The following is a 17,421-nucleotide window of genomic DNA, read 5'->3' as shown; positions in this document are numbered from 1 at the left end:
ACATATTGCCATTTGGTGTCCACTAACAGTTATGCTACAATCAGTAAAGCATAATGGACAAAAAGGGACGATGAAAATGACAAAGGCTGATTTGCCTGTTCATAAAAATGAGAGTTATGAAGTGGATATTGTAGATTTAACCCATGAGGGAGCGGGTGTAGCTCGTGTAAATGGGTTTACTTTGTTTGTGCCAAATACTCTTCCTGGAGAGCGTGCGAAGATTAAGGTTGTTGGGGTGAAAAAAGGATTTGGTTTTGGACGATTAGAAGAGTTGATCCAGGAGAGCCCTGAGCGTGTTGAACCGCCATGCCCGATCTACAAATGGTGCGGAGGCTGTCAGCTGCAGCATCTGTCTTACGAAGGTCAGTTAGAATACAAACGCAAGCAGGTAGAAGATGTGCTCATTCGTATTGGAAAACTGGAGGGAGTACCCGTATTGCCAACACTAGGCATGGGAGATGAACCGTGGCGTTATCGCAACAAGGCGCAAGTGCCAGTTGGTGAACGCAACGGCCACATTATCACAGGTTTTTACCAAAAGCGTAGCCACGAGATCGTAGAGATGGATAGCTGTATCATCACAGGCGATACGAACGATGATGCGGTTCAAGCGGTAAAAGAAATCGTGAATCAGTACAACATCAGTGCGTATAACGAAGAAAAACATAAAGGCATTTTGCGCCATATCGTCGGGCGATATGGAAAAACGACAGGCGATTTGATGATCGTACTCGTAACGAACGGTAAAGATCTGCCACAGCGTAAGAAGATTATTGAAGATATTCGTGAAGCGTTGCCTGAAATCAAATCAATTGTACAAAACGTAAATTCAAAACGTACAAATGTCATTTTTGGTGAAGAAACAAGAGTGCTTTGGGGTGCTGAATATATCTATGATTTTATCGGGGACATCAAGTTTGCCATCTCTGCTCGATCGTTTTATCAGATCAACCCTGACCAAACAAAAGTGCTTTATGATCAAGCGTTAAAATACGCTGACCTGAACGGAGACGAAACCGTCATTGATGCGTATTGCGGAATCGGAACAATCTCACTATTCCTTGCTCAACAAGCTAAGAAAGTGTATGGCGTTGAAATTGTTCCTGAAGCGATAGAAGATGCGCGCCGCAATGCAGAACTAAACAACATCACCAATGCTGAGTTTGCTGTTGGAAAATCAGAAGACGTGATTCCAGAGTGGAAGAAACAAGGCATCACGCCAGATGTAATCGTCGTCGATCCACCGCGAAAAGGGTGCGACGAGGAGTTATTAAAAACAATTATTGAAATGAAACCGAAGCGAGTGGTGTATGTAAGCTGCAATCCAGCAACACTGGCACGTGATCTGCGCGTACTAGAAGACGGCGGCTTCAAGACACTAGAAGTCCAGCCGGTTGATATGTTTCCGCAAACGACGCACGTTGAAGCTGTCGCGCTGCTTGAGCTTAAATAATCATTAAATAATGGCAGAGGTTGTAGATATATGGATGCAAATAAAAAATGGCTATCTATTCCTAAAGAAACAAGAAGCCGCCTTAAAAATAATGTTTACTGTTCAAATTGTAAGGATGCCGTAGAGATTAAAAATTTTACGGTGAAGGACGATAATTTTGGCATTGTTTTGAAGGGAAAGTGTCAGCAGTGCGGAAAAGACGTGGCAAGATTGATTGAAAATGAGTAGTGATAATATCAGTGAGTGAGCCTTCATGAGGGCTCACTTTATTTTTTTGTTTTCTGTTTTTTTATGTATCCTTAGTGGCAGCCTGTGGATGTGAAGATTTCTTGCTAAGAGGCGTTCAATTTACTGAAAAAGTAATGTTTAATATCAGGTGACGAGAAAAGTGACTTAGAAGGACTTGTTCCTAATTTTAACAGTTTGCCAGTGTTGTTGTTTTTCAAAAGGCGATATGCTAGAATCATGATTGGTAATGATAATTATTATCAATAAGAGATTTTGAAAATGTAATAATAGTTGTGTATCGATGAAGATTTGATGTGGTGGTTGTAAAGTTGCCCATTATATCTTTTATTTAAAAAATTCTTTGTAAGCTAGAGTGCTTTTTTGACTACTTAAGAAGTCAAGCTGATGTTAGTATCTTTGACAGAAAAATCATAATCTCCGAAGAGACTGGAAAATTGATAGATATATAGAAACTGTATCTTCCCCCAAATGCAGAGACAGTCATTATGGAAAGGGTGTAAATTATGAGAAACATCGAAAAATATAGAAATGCTTTTATTAATGTGTTGGAACTAGAGGAAGATGATGTAGTTGAGAATGTAGTATTAGGAGAAACAGCAGAATGGGATTCAATTGCACATATGGCGCTCATTTGTGAGATTGAGGATGTATTTGATGTCTCATTAGATTCAGAGTGGATGACTGAATTTAATACTTACCAGTCGGGAATTGAGCTGTTGGAACGTTTGGGAGTGGACTTTATTAATGAATAGCTTCAAAAAAATGGAGCAGTTTGGGAACCGTACTGCTGTATATGCTGATCGTGAATATTCTTACGCTGAAATGGTAGAAATATCTGATACGATCTGCGGTAATGCGGGTGAAAGAACGCTCGTTTTTTGTCTGTGTTCAAATAATAAAGAGTCTTTATTTGGCTATGTTGGCTTTATTAGAGGTGGCGTTGTCCCCGTACTTTTGGATGCATCCATTCATATAGATCGGTTACGCAGAATGATTCATCTTTATAAGCCTGCATACATCTGGGCAAGTAGTAATAATCAAGATCTTTTAAATACAATGGATCGTTCATTTGTATATGGAGATTACTCATTATATAAATGTCCGACCAATTTTCAACATAATCTTCATGAACACCTTGCCCTCCTCTTAACAACCTCTGGAAGTACGGGGAGCCCTAAATTTGTTCGTTTAAGCTATGAAAATATTTTTGAAAACGCTAAATCAATTGCAAAGTACCTTGATATCCATGAAAACGAAAAACCGATCACAACACTACCAATGAATTACTCCTACGGGCTTTCTATTATTAACAGCCATTTCATTTGTGGAGCCACCGTCGTTGTAACGGGGGCTTCTATCATGAGTAAGGAGTTTTGGGATTTATGTAAGGAACAACAGATCACAACATTTGGTGGAGTTCCTTTTGTGTATGAGATGCTTGACAGGATGAAGTTTGAAGAGCTTAATCTGCCAAGTTTAAAAAAACTAACTCAAGCAGGTGGCAAATTGAGCGAAACTCTATCGCTCAAATTTGCTAATGTGTGTAATCAGAAAGGGATTCAGTTTTTTACAATGTACGGTCAAACTGAGGCGACAGCGCGGATGTCCTATTTACCCTATGAAAAAAACATTAAAAAAGCTGGAAGTATTGGTGTCGCTATTCCAGGTGGAGAGCTGATCCTTCAAGATGACAAGGGAAACAAAATTACATCACCTCATTTGATAGGTGAATTGATATACAAAGGACCAAATGTTTCCTTAGGGTATGCTGAGTCGTTATTCGATCTTTCGAAAAAGGATGAGAATAACGGTGTTTTGCGTACAGGAGATATGGCTTACTTTGATGAGGGTGGGTATTTCTTTATATCGGGACGCATCAAAAGAATGATTAAGGTCTATGGAAACCGCATCAGCCTTGATGATTTAGAATCGTTTTTACATGAGCATGGCCACGATTGTATCTGTACTGGAACGGATGACCAAATGTATATCTACACATTAAGAGATGATTATGTTCAGATAAAAAAATAGTCAAGGAAAAATTAAACTTAAAGGGCTTTAAGATTATGAGAATAGCGGAAATTCCACGTAATCATTATGGGAAAATCCTCTATTCAGACCTTCCTAAACATGGATAATTAAAGGCGCGGAGATACACATAACATAACCATAATTACTGATATCTAAAACCTACCACATTCTAGGTGGAAAATTGGAGTAACAATTTACACTAGTATATATAACTGGTTTTTAAGCGTCAGAAAAATTACAAGTTGATTTATTATCAGGTGATCGGATGACTTTTATATCTATTGAGTTTCTTCTATTTCTCGCAATAACCGTTTTTTTGAACTATTTAATCCCCCATCGATTGAGATGGGTTCTTTTATTGGTTGCAAGTTACGTTTTTTACGCTAGTTTAAGTATTCAATTTATACTATTACTATTAACAAGCACAGCTTTTACTTATTTTACTGGAATTCTAATTGAAAAACAGGAGACAAAAAAACAGAAGAAAAAAGCCATGTTCGTGGGCATTTCTGTATTGTTGTTTTTTCTGGGTTGGTTTAAATATTTTAATTTTGTGAATGAGTCGCTTCGGTCGTTGGCAACAGTCATGGGTATGGATTATACCATACCATATCAAGAGATTGTTCTGCCATTAGCCATTTCATTTTATACATTTCAGGCTGTAAGTTATCTTGTGGATATTTACTATGGAAAGCAAAAAGCGGAAAGACATTACGGTTATTTTTCGGTATATTTTGCATTTTTTCCACAACTGGTTGCTGGGCCGATTGAACGTGCCAAAAAATTAATTCCACAATTGAAAGTCGAACAGAGTTTACAATATGAAAATCTCGTCTATGGGATGAAGCGAATTGCATGGGGTTTTTTTAAGAAGACTTTAATTGCAGATCGACTAGCTCCAATCGTTGCTAGTGTATACGACAGCCCTGACCCGACTGGCTCACAAATCGTACTCGCTACTATTTTGTTCTCGATCCAGTTGTACGCTGATTTTTCAGCGTGCAGTGACATTGCCATCGGTAGTGCAAGAATGCTCGGGATAAAGCTGACTGAAAACTTTAAGCAGCCGCACTTTGCCGTTTCGATTGCAGATTTTTGGAGCAGATGGCATATAACGCTCTCAACATGGCTTAGGGACTACATTTTTTTCCCGTTATGTAAGGGGAAAAGAAGAGAAGCCAAATTTATTTAGCGATTGTGATTACCTTTTTAGTAAGCGGCATTTGGCACGGAGCCGCTTGGACGTTTGTTATATGGGGCCTCATTCATGGATTTTATCGAGTGTTTGGAGATGCTACCAAATTGTATCGGGAGCGCATGGCTTCCTTTATTCGATTGGATAGAAGTCCAGTGCTCCATAGGTGGTTGAAAATTGCAATAACTTTCTTTTTAGTCTGCTTTTCCAGAGTTTTTTTTCGATCGGATACCGTAGCACAAGCATTTGATCATGCAAAACTTTTCTTAAGCATCAGCTCTTGGAACCCGGTGGGAATGATTAAAGCTTTTGAAATTTTTCCGTTATTTGATCTACTACTTTTCATTTTTTTCTTTATTATTCTACAACTGTTTCAATATATAGAAAGAAATAATGGTTCAACATGGGAATTTCTATCAAAGCGCTCCACATTTACTAGATTGGCATTTTATATTTTTCTTATTTTTTCAGTTCTTGTATTAGGTGTTACAGGTAATGGATTTGTTTATGGTGGATTTTGATACAACAACTTCCATGTGGAGTTTAGGTGAGCAATTATGGTAAAAGAAACACGGTGTTGAAAGGATTTGCTATGGTACGTTTATTCATCAAGTTAACAATTATCATCGGTGTTGTTATCCTGCTTTTTATGCCTATCAATCAATTTGTTAAGGATTCATATGATTACAATATTGATCATGACATACTGGCATTTAAGAAAGAACCACATCCTGTTGATATCATCAATCTAGGTGCATCTCATTCGATGTATGGTTATTATTTTAAGCCCACTGGTTTGTCCCATCTGGACTTAGCGCTTCCTTCTCAAACCATTCAATACGACTCTAAATTGTTGAAAGAGTATGGTGAGCATCTTAAACCTGGTGGTGTAGTTCTCGTTTCCATCTCTCAAATGACTTTTGCCAATTCTGAGGATAAGAACATTGGGAATTATTATAGAGTTTTGGATCGAAGTGATATTGAACCGTATAATTTGATTGATTATTACACTTACTCGTACTTACCTGGAACAAATACTGCGAGTCTTAGCTCTGCAATCACGGGTAAACTAAAAGACTTAAGATGGAATTCTCATCAACCTTGGGCAAATAACGGTAAAAATTATTCGGGAAGAAAGTATAAGAAAATAGAAGACCAGTACCGAGAAGCCGAAGAAAACAATAACATTGAACCAAATGTAAAGCAGTTAAGAGAAATTATAGATTTTTGCAGGGAGAAAGGCTACCAAGTAGTATTGACCGTCGAGCCAGTTCATCAGTCTTACCTAGAATATTTCGATGAAAACGTAATGAATAGACTTGTTTTTCAGCATTTAGAAGCTCTTAATTTAGATGTTCCATTATTAAATTATATGAGTGATCAAAGATTCGTAGACAAAAAAGAATATTTTATTGATCCCGATCATTTAAACAGAGAAGGAAGAAAAAGTATTCTTGGATCGTATACGAGGAACTGAAGAGAATGGGCTATTTATGAAAGATTTAAATTACCAAATTATTTAGAGTTAAATCATACATGAAAGCATTTAATAATTCTGTAATTGGTGATAAAGGAGAAGACCTGCAGTTGAGAAGTGCAGGGCCAAATGGACGTCATGTAGATTTAAATCTTTTTCCTTGGACACTATTCCTAAAATCCATTAACTCGTCGTGGTTCGCGTCAACAATGATTTTTTATGCAAAACTATACCTTCATGACTCTAAGAGCCTTATTCCTTGTTGAATGAGGCTCTTCATTTTCCATAAATTATAAATTGTACAGTGATTGAAATTCAGTTAGCAGTCATGATATAAGTGTAAAAGAATATTTATTTTACCGGGATTTTGAAGTTTCACTATAGTGAGAGGATTTGAGCATCAATGATAGATAATTTTTGGCGTGATTTACCGCGTCCGTTCTTTGTACTTGCACCAATGGAAGATGTGACAGATGTTGTTTTTCGTCATGTCGTAAGTAAAGCTGGCCGGCCAGATGTGTTTTTCACAGAGTTTACAAACTCGGATAGCTATTGTCATCCTGAAGGGTTGAAAAGTGTCCGAGGTCGTTTAACTTTTACCGAGGATGAACAGCCGATGGTGGCACATATTTGGGGCGATAATCCAGAATATTTCCGTCAAATGAGTATTGGTATGAAAAAGATGGGATTTAAGGGAATTGATATTAATATGGGCTGCCCTGTGCCGAATGTCGCACAAAGAGGAAAAGGAAGCGGCCTTATTCTGCGTCCTGAAGTAGCGGCAGAACTGATTCAGGCGGCTAAAGCTGGCGGACTGCCTGTTAGCGTAAAAACCCGACTTGGTTTTAAAGAGATTGATGAGTGGGAAGCTTGGCTTACACATATTTTAGAGCAGGATATTGCGAACCTTTCTATCCATTTACGCACCAGAGAGGAAATGAGTCTTGTAGATGCCCATTGGGAGCTTATTCCTGAAATTAAAAAGCTGCGTGACCGAATCGCACCAGATACGCTGTTAACCATCAACGGAGACATTCCTGACCGTCAAGTTGGGTTGGAGCTTGCTGAAAAATATGGGATAGATGGCGTAATGATTGGGCGTGGAATCTTTAAAAATCCTTTTGCATTTGAAAAAGAGCCAAGAGAGCACAGCAGTAAAGAATATCTTGATCTGTTAAGACTGCAGCTCGATCTTCAAGATCAATACGCGGAAGAAGTTCCTCGTTCCATCACAGGGCTTCATCGTTTTTTCAAAATCTATGTAAAAGGATTCCCTGGAGCTGCTGAATTGCGAAATCAGTTGATGAATACGAAATCAACGGATGAAGTGAGAGCGTTGCTAGATAACATAGATCATTAATAACTATTTAAAGAATATAAAGAACACAGTGAAGAACAGTATGAAACCTCATGGGTTACATACTGTTTTTTGTTTTTTTATTTTTCACGTTATTACTAGAAATGACTAAAAAGTATGTGAATGGAGGAAGCCAGTAGCCCTTGCAGAATAAAATATACAATCAGATTTGTAAAAGCAAGGAGGAGTTACGTAATGAAATTGTTGCTCACGTCTGCAGGAGTCAATAACAAAAGCATACACGACGCGATGGTTGACATGCTGGATAAGCCGATCGCCGATTCCACCGCACTGTGCATCCCTACTGCGATGTACGGACACCCTTGGGTCGGCCCCGGCGTCAGAACCTGGGAGTTCATTAGCGGCAATTCAGAGAATCCCATGGTTAATCTAGGGTGGAAGTCCGTCGGTGTGCTGGAGCTCACAGCACTGCCAAGCATCGACAAAGATCGCTGGGTGCCACTAGTCCGCGAGACGGACGTTCTGTTAGTATCGGGCGGCGACGCTCTTTATTTGTACCACTGGATGCAACAGTCCGGGCTGGCAGACCTCTTGCCGTCGCTTCGGGCAGTGTATGTGGGAATGAGCGCCGGGAGCATGGTGATGGCACCTAAAATCGGAGAGTTCTTCGTTGGCTGGACTCCACCAAACGGTGAGGATAAAACGCTTGGGCTGGTCGATTTTGCAATGTTTCCTCATGTAGATCATGAGATGCTGCCACACAACACCATGGCAGCCGCAGAGCAATGGTCCGCCGAGATGGAGGGACCAGCGTATGCCATCGATGATGATACAGCCATCAAGGTGATCGATGGAGAAGTTGAAGTTATCTCCGAAGGGCATTGGAAACTGTTTTCACCTTAATATTCTTTTGCTGCTAGAAGTTAAGAAGCAAAGTTAGTTCTAAAGTAATGCAGCTCATAATTTCCACTTTCTAAAACCGAAGCATAATAAAGATTTACATGATCGAGAAGGAGAAAGCGGGGAGGAAACCTGCTAACTCTTTCTTTTTTGTGATTAAAGGCTAGTGGAAGATCACGTATTATCGTTCATTTTAAAACGTCTCCCTTTTACCCAGTTGGTATATTCTACCTATACAAATCTCAGATTAACAACTCCTTCAATTATTATTGTAAAATTAAGATAATTCTTATTATTCATTCAAAACTTTTTCTTCTACTTTATAATGAAAGTTATCCAATTAATGGGAGGTATTATTTAGTGAAGAAAAAGCTTATTGCACCTGTACTTCTGTCGTCAGCGTTGTTGGTAGGTTCTATTCCAGTTCATGTTTTTGCCCAGCCTGTTAATTCAAATGAGATTATTAGTGTACAAGCTTCTAAGGAGTGGAATGAAAAAGCAAGTGTACCTTTATTTGTGAAGGAGCGCAATGCAGAGAAATACTCTTCTAGCAGTTCAACAAATGCTTTAACGTATTTGAAGAAACACCAAGAGAAAACCGGAATTAATAATCCGGATCAACAGTTAAAAGTGAAAAACGTACATAAAGATGAACTAGGGATGACTCATGTCCGTTTTACACAAGCCGTCAATGGAGTTCCTGTAGAGGGATCAGAAGTAATTGTTCATTTTAATAAAAACGATGAAATAGTGTCAGTGAATGGAAGGACTAATCAGACTCTTGCCAATGATGCAGTGGATACGAATGCATCAATAAGCAGTAATGCTGCACTTCAAGCGGCTCTATCTTCTGTCGATGCCCCTAAAGAACTAACATATGAACCAACTGCTGAGCTCGTCGTCTATCCTTTTGAAAAGAAAAATCATACCGCTTATAAAATAAATGTTAACTTTATGGGCGAAAAGCCTGGAAACTGGTTTGTGTACGTGGATGCAAAGACAGGACAAGTAATCGATCAATTTAATGGTCTCATGCATGCCGAAGAACATAAAACCCAAACAGGTTCTGGAAAAGGTGTACACGGAGAGCACAGAGAATTACATATCACCCGCGTGAAGGAAGAGAATTCTGGTACAAAGTTTGCTTTGGCTGATTATTCTCATGAAAATCTTGAAGGAATCTTCACGTATGATGCTACTAGTGATTGGGATTCAAGAAATGACAAGATATATACAGGGAATTCTGCTTCCTTTATTAGCGACTATGATCGAGCGGCTGTTGATGCACACTATAATTCTGAGAAGGTTTATGATTATTTTCTAAATGAACATGGTCGTAATTCTCTGGATGGAGAAGGAATGGCTATTAATTCTTATGTACACATGGGCGTAGATTATAATAATGCCTTCTGGAATGGGCGTTATATGGCATATGGAGATGGAGACGGTGAGTTCTTCATTCCGCTATCAGCGGGTCTTGACGTTGCAGCCCATGAAATGACTCATGGTGTCATCTCTCACACTGCAAATTTAGCCTATCGTAATCAATCTGGTGCATTGAACGAATCATTTGCTGACGTCTTTGGTGCGCTCGTTGACGATAGTGATTGGGAAATGGGTGAAGACATCATGGCACCGGCTGCAAAAGCGGATGGTGTAACAAGGTTGCGCAGCTTAAGCGATCCGAATAGTGTTGTTGTCAGCAATCCGCAAAGAGCTGCGTATGGCAGCGGCGTCTATCCGGCTCACATGGATGAATACTATAACATGCCGCTTTCAGTAGATAACGGCGGTGTTCATGTAAACTCCTCAATTACTAACCATGCTGCATATCTAATTGGTCAGGAACTTGGAAGAGAAAAATTAGGGAAGATCTACTATCGTGCCCTATCTGTTTATTTAACTTCAAATTCAAATTTTAGCGAGGCGCGACAAGCAATCGTACAATCTGCAACTGATCTCTATGGAACAGGAAGTGCAGAAGAGGTCTCAGTTAAGGCTGGATTTGATGCGGTTGGAATTTACTAAAAATGCGTCAAATTCGAAATTCAAAAATCGTTAGACAATGAGTATTTATGGAAACACCTCAAGAATAATTCCTGAGGTGTTTTTATTAGTTTTAAATAAACTAATTCTTATTAAATATTCAAATAATTACAACTTTTTTAAAATCGATTGTAATCCGTCGAAATACTCACTATAATACTATTTATTAGAAAGACAATTGTCTTTACCGGGTGGAATGCATTAGTCGTGCATCAATTATCCTACTTGGTGGTGACATACTTTGCTACAGGTTTATTCAGATTAACAGCTTTACAATTCTAACTAGATTGGTGATGACATCTATGAAAAGTATACTGAAAAAGTGGAATCAGTTAAGTCTTGTTAAACAAATTATTATAGGATTGATTGTTGGTATTATCCTAGCTGTGACGATTCCGCAAGCAGCAAAACCTGTTGTTATTTTTGGCTCATTATTTGTAGGTGCTTTAAAAGCAATCGCGCCTGTTTTGGTATTATTCTTGGTTATGTCGGCAATCGCTCAACATAAGGCGGGCCATCAGACGAACATGAAATCAATTATCTTTTTATATCTTATAGGAACATTTCTGGCAGGATTAACAGCCGTTCTTGCAAGTTTTATCTTTCCTGTAGGTTTGACCCTTGGAAAGGAGCAGAAGGTGTAACTCCTCCTGGTGGTGTTGTAGAAGTACTCAAAACGTTGCTGATGAACGTTGTTGATAATCCATTCAACGCTTTAGTTAACGCGAACTATATCGGTATCTTGGCATGGGCAGTACTTTTAGGACTTGCTTTAAGAAGTGCACAGGAAACAACAAAAACAATGATCTCTAATGTTTCAGATGCTGTATCAAAAATCGTTACATGGGTGATTAAGTTTGCTCCACTTGGAATTATGGGGTTGGTGTTTGAATCAATTACCGCAAACGGAATAGATTCGTTATTAAGTTATGGTAAATTACTTGGATTATTGATTGGTTGTATGGCTTTCGTAGCATTAGTTGTCAATCCAATCATTGTGTTCCTATCCATTAAGCAAAATCCTTATCCGCTTGTTTTCAAGTGCTTGAAGGAAAGCGGAATAACAGCATTCTTCACACGCAGCTCAGCTTCCAATATTCCTGTAAACATGAAGTTATGTGAGAAGCTTGGTTTGGACAAGGATAATTACTCTGTATCCATCCCATTAGGAGCGACGATCAACATGGCGGGTGCTGCAGTTACCATTTCTGTTTTGACACTTGCAGCGGTTCATACACTAAATATTCAAGTTGATCTTGGTACTGCTATTCTTCTAAGTGTCCTATCCGCGATATGTGCTTGTGGTGCTTCAGGGGTTGCTGGCGGATCATTGTTATTGATTCCTCTAGCATGTAGTCTGTTTGGTATTCCAGGTGATGTAGCGATGCAAGTAGTTGGTGTAGGCTTTATCATCGGTGTTCTACAAGATTCTTTTGAAACAGCACTAAATTCATCAACAGACGTACTCTTTACAGCAGCAGCTGAGTACAAAGAATGGCGTAAAGAAGGAAAAGAAATTAACATTCAAAAAGCAGCATAATAGATAGATGGCACCTGAAACGTTGTTTAAGCGTGGATGGTGCTTTTTTGTTGGCGTAATTTTCTTGGTTAAAAGGTATTATGACGAAGTGTATGGAATGACATAAGTGGTTTTATTATAAATATCAGGAGGTTACTCATGGGCAGATTAGTGCATTTTGAGATTCATGTGGATGACATGGAGCGGGCAATGAAGTTTTATGGAGAGGTGTTTGGCTGGTCGTTTCAAGATTGGAGTGAATATGCCGGAATGCCTTACTTCGGTGCAGTGACTGGGGACGATAAAGAAATGGGAATCAACGGAGCTTTGATGAAGCGGCAGGGACCGCCGCCTGAACCGAATCAAGCTTTGAATGGATTTGCTTGTACGATGGGCGTTGCAAGTTATGACGAAACAGAGGCAAAAATTCTGGAGAATGGCGGCAGGGTGGCAATGCCAAAACACGCTCTTCCTGGTATGGCATGGCAAGGATACTACGTAGATACAGAAGGCAATATTTTCGGTATTCATCAACCTGATAAGAATGCGAAATAGAAAAGAATGAGTAAAAAGGCAACTGCCCGTTGAACGTTTGGGTAGTTGCCTTTTTATGTTTCATCAATTATTAGTCAGAATGGTGTTCGTCTTGATCGAATGGATCAGAAGAGTTGGAAGAATGGCAAGGTATGATTTTTAACGGTCTCATCATGTCATGATCTTCGTGTTCTAAACGGTGACAGTGCCAAACATAATCTCCGGAAAATGGCTGGAATTTCATGATGATGCGAACGGTTTCTCCGCCTGCGATAAGAACGGTATCTTTTAGACCGAAATCAGCAGGGAGTGGAGGTAAGAGCATTCCATTCTGATCATAGCGATCAAGGACTTGAAAATTTACAAGGTGTATATGAATTGGATGGATTCCAGGGGTATTATTCACGATCTCCCATATTTCAATTGAATCAAGTAGTGGTGTTTCTGTCGGCGGGTCCATCCATGTTTTATCATCAAATAAAAGCATAAGACGTCCAAATTCATCTTGTGAGTCATTTAATGTTAATCGCCTTACTTTTCTTACTTTATCTAATGGAAGGGGACAAATGGTGCTTAAATGCAAAGGTACTCTGCTGTGATCAGGATATGATAGAGGTTTAGTTACTCTGAATTCCATAATATCGCCAGTTGGATTTTCTAATTCGAATCCGTCTTGTAAGATTATATTTCTCCCCGCTTGTTTTGAGAAATCAACTACGATATCAATGCGTTCGGCTGGTGAAACATCTAAACTTTCGACTTTAATCGGCTTTTCGAGAAGACCGCCATCTGTTCCGATTAAATAGAATGAACGAAGATCGTTAAATTGAAATTTATATGTTCTTGTATTTGAAGCGTTTAATAAACGAAATCTGTATTTGCGGGGTTCCACATTTAAAAATGGCCATACTTTTCCGTTAACGGTAATGGTATTACCTAAAAACGACGGAACAATAGAAGGATAAGGTAATTTAGGAGAAGGGTTTTCAGGCTGGGCTGGATAGAAGAGAGAACCGTCTGGATTGAAAGATCTATCTTGAACGACAAGTGGTATTTCAAATTTACCTTTTGGAAGCGAAAGTGATCTTTCTTCTTTATCCCGAACGAAATAGAGACCTGCAAGTCCTGCATAAACATTTAAGCGGGTAATTCCGAGTGCATGATCATGATACCAAAGACCAGCTGCTCGATCTTGGTTCGTATAATGGTAGATCTGTTTGACAAAGTTAGGTCCAGTTTGTCTAAAGTTTCTCGTAAACCATGCTTCCGGATAACCATCGCTCTCTGGTTCTGATGGGCTTCCATGCAGGTGCACAACCGTTCGTACTTCTGGGTTGTGATGGGCCCCGTGAATCGTTTTATCAACCGGTAAAAAATGTTTTAGCGGTAAATTGTTTGTCCACCTTACATATATGGGATGATACCTTTCAGCCTCGAACGTTGGTCCAGGTACTAGCCCATTATAGCCCCATACCCTCGTTATAGGTATGTCTCTATGAAACTTGTGCAGTGTTTCAATCATACGTACTTCATAAAATGGCTTTCCTTTATAAGTCCCAGATGGTTTAATAATCGAGGGAATCGGAAGGAGTCAACAAATTTTTCTATTTCCAAACATTTCAATCTCCTTATTAACAAGTTGTATCTCTTTATCATTAATGGTTATTTGATGGATTTGGCTTGTTTAAATACCCAATCATAAAATTTTTTTAACCTTAGTTAAAAAAGTACAGACGATGTCAATAAAGTGCTAATGAGATCAATGCTGTGATTGCGGCGAACGCAGGAGAAAGCCGCAGAACTGGCCGTTAAAATGGCAAAAGGTGAAACGATAAAAACAGAACGAAAGATGAACAACGGAAAGATCGAGGTTCCTTCTGTACTGCTGTCTCCAATCGCCGTCGATAAAGAGAATCTCGACGAGACGATCATCGTAGACGGATTTCATTCGAAAAGTGATGTTTATAAGAATCAGGAATAAAATGATCCTCGTAAAGTCGTTGGTTGATGTCCAAGTGGCGGCGGGGATTTTTTTATTGTTCCATTCAATGAACATGTAAAAACGGTTGTGTCAATCACTTAATGTGCCCATAACATGTTAGTAAACTTTATCTAACAAGGAGCATGTTATGTATAACCATTACGATTATAGAGTTACTCCAAGTGTCGTTGCTTTTGCTAAGGGAGATGTTACAGGGGATCGTGTACTAGATGATGTGTTTTTAACAGGTACGAAAACACAGGATAGTCCTTTTATTGAAAACATTACCCTTTACGTGAAAGATGGAAGGACAGGGGCGCGGACAAGAGTGCAGCTTTCTGATAATGCAGGCTATAACCCAACTCTGTTCCTTGGTGATTTTACAGGCAACGGTGTCTCGGATGTATTGGTCAGCATCAATTCGGGCGGCAGCGGGGGATTCATGTATCATTATGTGTACTCATTTATTAGAAACAATCCGCAAGAGATGTTTAATTTCAACGTATACAATGCAACTTACGGATATGATGTCATCTATGAGGATAACTATAGAGTCAGAGTTGTGAGTAAGAGTAACAGGCTAACGTATCTGATTGACATATCCAAAAGAGATCCAGAATATCTAAATGAAATATATGATAGGAACGGAAAGCTGAAGAAACCGATCACCGGCTTTGTTAATCCTTTGAGCGGCTTATATCCAATCGATTTTGATTCCAATGGTGTTTATGAACTCTCCGCTTATCAGAAGATTGCAGGGTTGTATAATGCAGACGCGCTTGGTTATGTGGTGAACACGTTAGGATGGAAGGATGATCGTTTTGTTCTTCAGAATCAATATGTAGCGATTTCTGGAACATAAAGAAGAGATCTAGCCTTGTCAAAAGGTTAGATCTCTTTTTGCTGGGTCTTGGTATTTTTTCTTATGAATTCATGCTATAAATGGTCCAAGCTAAGTAGGTGGCAAACGAGCTCCATAGCAGATACGGGACGAGCAGCCATCCTGAGACTTTTCTCAAACGACTCGCATAAATGACTAAAAGCAGAGTAGTAACAGCAATCAGCAATGCATCAATGGTTGCTGAAAACAAATCTTTCTGTGTGAACTGAAAATAACTGAAGAGTTGATTCAATACATAGTTGACTACAAAAAGAATCCAAAAATAAATTGGTTTAAAACCATATTGATTGTAGATAAGAACAGCGGATAAGGCGATTAAAGCAAACAATACAGCCCAGATCATCCCGATTATTTGTCCTGATGGAGTCCATGATGGCTTAATTAGTGCATCATACCACTCACGGTCGATTGGAAACAGAATACTGGAAACATAGAATAAGGCGTAGATAACAAGAAATAAGGCTATACTGGATTTTTTCACGATTTACCTCCCGAGTTGTAGTGAAGATAGTGCAAGCAAATGTCTATATTTCTTAGGATTATACTGTTCCCTTTTTGGATTATTCTTAAAACACAAGCGTAACTTTTGCTTTTCTGAATGGGGGTATTAATATAATAGTTACTTTAAAAAAGAAAGTTATTAAACAATAAATAAAGAGGTGGAGAGATACAACATGATGAATGAAAAATACGCACCATTGTTTCAATCTTTTAGCTTCAAAAATGGAGTAGAACTTAAAAATCGCATTGTGATGGCACCTATGACAAACTTTTCATCCAATCCAGATGGAACGGTAACAGATGAAGAAATTCGGTATTATGAGCGCCGTTCTGAAGGTGTTGGCATGGTGATAACGGCTTGTACAAATGTTACAGCCAATGGTAAAGGGTTTCCGGGAGAGTTTGCAGGAGATACGGATGACATGATTCCGAGCCTTCGCCGCTTAGCTTCTGCCATTAAAGGAAAAGGATCAAAAGCCATTCTACAGATTTTCCATGGTGGCCGAGAAGTACCGCCGGAGCTAGTTCCAAACGGTGATGTGGTGAGTGCAAGTGATATTCCTTCAGCAGAAGGCAAACCAGTACCTCGCCCATTAACTTCAGATGAAGTAGCTTCAATCATACGTGATTTTGGTGAAGCGACGAGACGAGCTATTGAGGCTGGTTATGATGGAGTTGAGATTCACGGGGCGAACGGTTACTTAATACAGCAGTTCTTTTCTCCGCATGCTAACCGACGTGAAGATCAGTGGGGAGGTTCATTAGAAAAGCGTATGGCGTTCCCACTTGCAGTAGTAGATGTTGTGAAAAAAACAGTAGCTGAATACGCTGATGATCAATTCATCGTCGGCTATCGTTTCTCTCCGGAAGAACCCGAAACACCTGGAATCACGATGGCTGATACGTTAGCACTTGTTGACGCATTAAGCGTAAAGAAACTGGATTACTTACATGTCTCGTTGATGGATTTCTGGTCTGAGCCAAGACGTGGTGTTGAAGATACACGCCCTCGTATTGAAATCATTAAAGAAAGAGCGGGAGACCGTGTCCCAGTAATCGGTGTAGGTTCGATCTACACGGCAGACGATGCAATTAAAGCATTTGAGACAGGTGTTCCACTAATCGCACTTGGCCGCGAACTGATTATTGATCCAGACTGGGTACAAAAAATAGAACAAGGCCGGGAGTCAGAGATCGTAACAAAGATTGATAAAACGAAACAAGAAGAACTTGTCGTGCCAGATCCTTTATGGAACGCAATTATAAATTCACCAGGATGGTTTCCTGGAGTTGAATAGATAAAGAAGAAGCAGGAG

The 17,421-nt window shown here is 39.3% G+C and carries 13 protein-coding genes and 3 pseudogenes; 14 read left to right on the top strand and 2 right to left on the bottom strand.

Translation table 11 applies throughout. The annotated features are described in order from the left end of the window. Positions 1–76 precede the first annotated feature (76 nt). The 11 genes and pseudogenes from rlmD to ACEWFH_RS21700 all read left to right on the top strand — a co-directional run bounded on the left by rlmD (position 77) and on the right by ACEWFH_RS21700 (position 12,743). On the top strand, positions 77–1,453 hold the full coding sequence (rlmD, locus tag ACEWFH_RS21750; protein ID WP_473725653.1) for a 23S rRNA (uracil(1939)-C(5))-methyltransferase RlmD: 1,377 nt from the start codon (positions 77–79) through the stop codon (positions 1,451–1,453). A 30-nt stretch (positions 1,454–1,483) separates the two neighbouring features. Beyond that, positions 1,484–1,681 (top strand): hypothetical protein, encoded by a 198-nt coding sequence (locus tag ACEWFH_RS21745; protein WP_473725652.1) that lies wholly within the window; start codon positions 1,484–1,486, stop codon positions 1,679–1,681. Between the two features lie 524 nt (positions 1,682–2,205). After that, positions 2,206–2,454 (top strand): acyl carrier protein, encoded by a 249-nt coding sequence (locus ACEWFH_RS21740; protein WP_473725651.1) that lies wholly within the window; start codon positions 2,206–2,208, stop codon positions 2,452–2,454. After that, complete coding sequence (locus ACEWFH_RS21735) at positions 2,447–3,733, top strand: AMP-binding protein (protein WP_473725650.1); 1,287 nt, start codon at positions 2,447–2,449, stop codon at positions 3,731–3,733. The genes ACEWFH_RS21740 and ACEWFH_RS21735 overlap by 8 nt, the downstream gene beginning before the upstream one ends. Positions 3,734–4,091: 358 nt before the next feature. Then, positions 4,092–4,925, top strand: coding sequence for an MBOAT family O-acyltransferase (locus tag ACEWFH_RS21730; protein WP_473725649.1), 834 nt, complete (start codon positions 4,092–4,094; stop codon positions 4,923–4,925). Between the two features lie 550 nt (positions 4,926–5,475). Continuing rightward, complete coding sequence (locus ACEWFH_RS21725; RefSeq protein ID WP_473725648.1) at positions 5,476–6,405, top strand: hypothetical protein; 930 nt, start codon at positions 5,476–5,478, stop codon at positions 6,403–6,405. Between the two features lie 403 nt (positions 6,406–6,808). After that, positions 6,809–7,765, top strand: a complete 957-nt coding sequence (locus tag ACEWFH_RS21720) for a tRNA dihydrouridine synthase (RefSeq protein ID WP_473725647.1) — start codon at positions 6,809–6,811, stop codon at positions 7,763–7,765. Between the two features lie 192 nt (positions 7,766–7,957). Continuing rightward, on the top strand, positions 7,958–8,626 hold the full coding sequence (locus ACEWFH_RS21715) for a Type 1 glutamine amidotransferase-like domain-containing protein (protein WP_473725646.1): 669 nt from the start codon (positions 7,958–7,960) through the stop codon (positions 8,624–8,626). 357 nt (positions 8,627–8,983) lie between these two features. Further along, positions 8,984–10,651 (top strand): M4 family metallopeptidase, encoded by a 1,668-nt coding sequence (locus tag ACEWFH_RS21710; protein WP_473725645.1) that lies wholly within the window; start codon positions 8,984–8,986, stop codon positions 10,649–10,651. A gap of 320 nt (positions 10,652–10,971) precedes the next feature. After that, positions 10,972–12,209, top strand: a pseudogene (gene sstT, locus ACEWFH_RS21705) (serine/threonine transporter SstT). 138 nt (positions 12,210–12,347) lie between these two features. Then, the gene (locus ACEWFH_RS21700) at positions 12,348–12,743 is read left to right on the top strand and encodes a VOC family protein (RefSeq protein WP_473725644.1); all 396 of its coding nucleotides are present in this window, start codon (positions 12,348–12,350) and stop codon (positions 12,741–12,743) included. Between the two features lie 70 nt (positions 12,744–12,813). Here the strand turns inward: ACEWFH_RS21700 and ACEWFH_RS21695 are convergent. After that, positions 12,814–14,336 (bottom strand): annotated as a pseudogene (locus tag ACEWFH_RS21695) (multicopper oxidase family protein). A 172-nt stretch (positions 14,337–14,508) separates the two neighbouring features. Here ACEWFH_RS21695 and xylF point away from each other — a divergent pair. After that, positions 14,509–14,703: pseudogene (gene xylF / locus ACEWFH_RS21690) on the top strand (D-xylose transporter subunit XylF); the annotation flags it as partial. A gap of 148 nt (positions 14,704–14,851) precedes the next feature. Next, positions 14,852–15,565, top strand: coding sequence for a VCBS repeat-containing protein (locus tag ACEWFH_RS21685; RefSeq protein WP_473725643.1), 714 nt, complete (start codon positions 14,852–14,854; stop codon positions 15,563–15,565). A gap of 61 nt (positions 15,566–15,626) precedes the next feature. Here ACEWFH_RS21685 and ACEWFH_RS21680 read toward each other — a convergent pair whose 3' ends face one another. Then, positions 15,627–16,085: a TspO/MBR family protein gene (locus ACEWFH_RS21680; protein ID WP_473725642.1), complete on the bottom strand. Its 459-nt coding sequence runs from the start codon at positions 16,083–16,085 to the stop codon at positions 15,627–15,629. A gap of 193 nt (positions 16,086–16,278) precedes the next feature. On the opposite strand from ACEWFH_RS21680, the gene ACEWFH_RS21675 reads away from it, so the two are divergent. Beyond that, positions 16,279–17,403, top strand: coding sequence for an NADH-dependent flavin oxidoreductase (locus tag ACEWFH_RS21675; RefSeq protein ID WP_473725641.1), 1,125 nt, complete (start codon positions 16,279–16,281; stop codon positions 17,401–17,403). The last annotated feature ends 18 nt before the right edge of the window (positions 17,404–17,421 follow it).

The organism is Fictibacillus sp. EA-CB0309, assembly GCF_055814265.1.
Note: the sequence above shows the minus strand (reverse complement) of the source record. Positions and strands in the feature narration are given on the sequence as shown.

Coding starts and splice junctions, on each gene's coding strand:
- rlmD (WP_473725653.1), top strand. CDS start 77: ATGACAAAGGCTGATTTGCCTGTTCATAAAAATGAGAGTTATGAAGTG.
- ACEWFH_RS21745 (WP_473725652.1), top strand. CDS start 1,484: ATGGATGCAAATAAAAAATGGCTATCTATTCCTAAAGAAACAAGAAGC.
- ACEWFH_RS21740 (WP_473725651.1), top strand. CDS start 2,206: ATGAGAAACATCGAAAAATATAGAAATGCTTTTATTAATGTGTTGGAA.
- ACEWFH_RS21735 (WP_473725650.1), top strand. CDS start 2,447: ATGAATAGCTTCAAAAAAATGGAGCAGTTTGGGAACCGTACTGCTGTA.
- ACEWFH_RS21720 (WP_473725647.1), top strand. CDS start 6,809: ATGATAGATAATTTTTGGCGTGATTTACCGCGTCCGTTCTTTGTACTT.
- ACEWFH_RS21715 (WP_473725646.1), top strand. CDS start 7,958: ATGAAATTGTTGCTCACGTCTGCAGGAGTCAATAACAAAAGCATACAC.
- ACEWFH_RS21700 (WP_473725644.1), top strand. CDS start 12,348: ATGGGCAGATTAGTGCATTTTGAGATTCATGTGGATGACATGGAGCGG.
- ACEWFH_RS21685 (WP_473725643.1), top strand. CDS start 14,852: ATGTATAACCATTACGATTATAGAGTTACTCCAAGTGTCGTTGCTTTT.
- ACEWFH_RS21675 (WP_473725641.1), top strand. CDS start 16,279: ATGATGAATGAAAAATACGCACCATTGTTTCAATCTTTTAGCTTCAAA.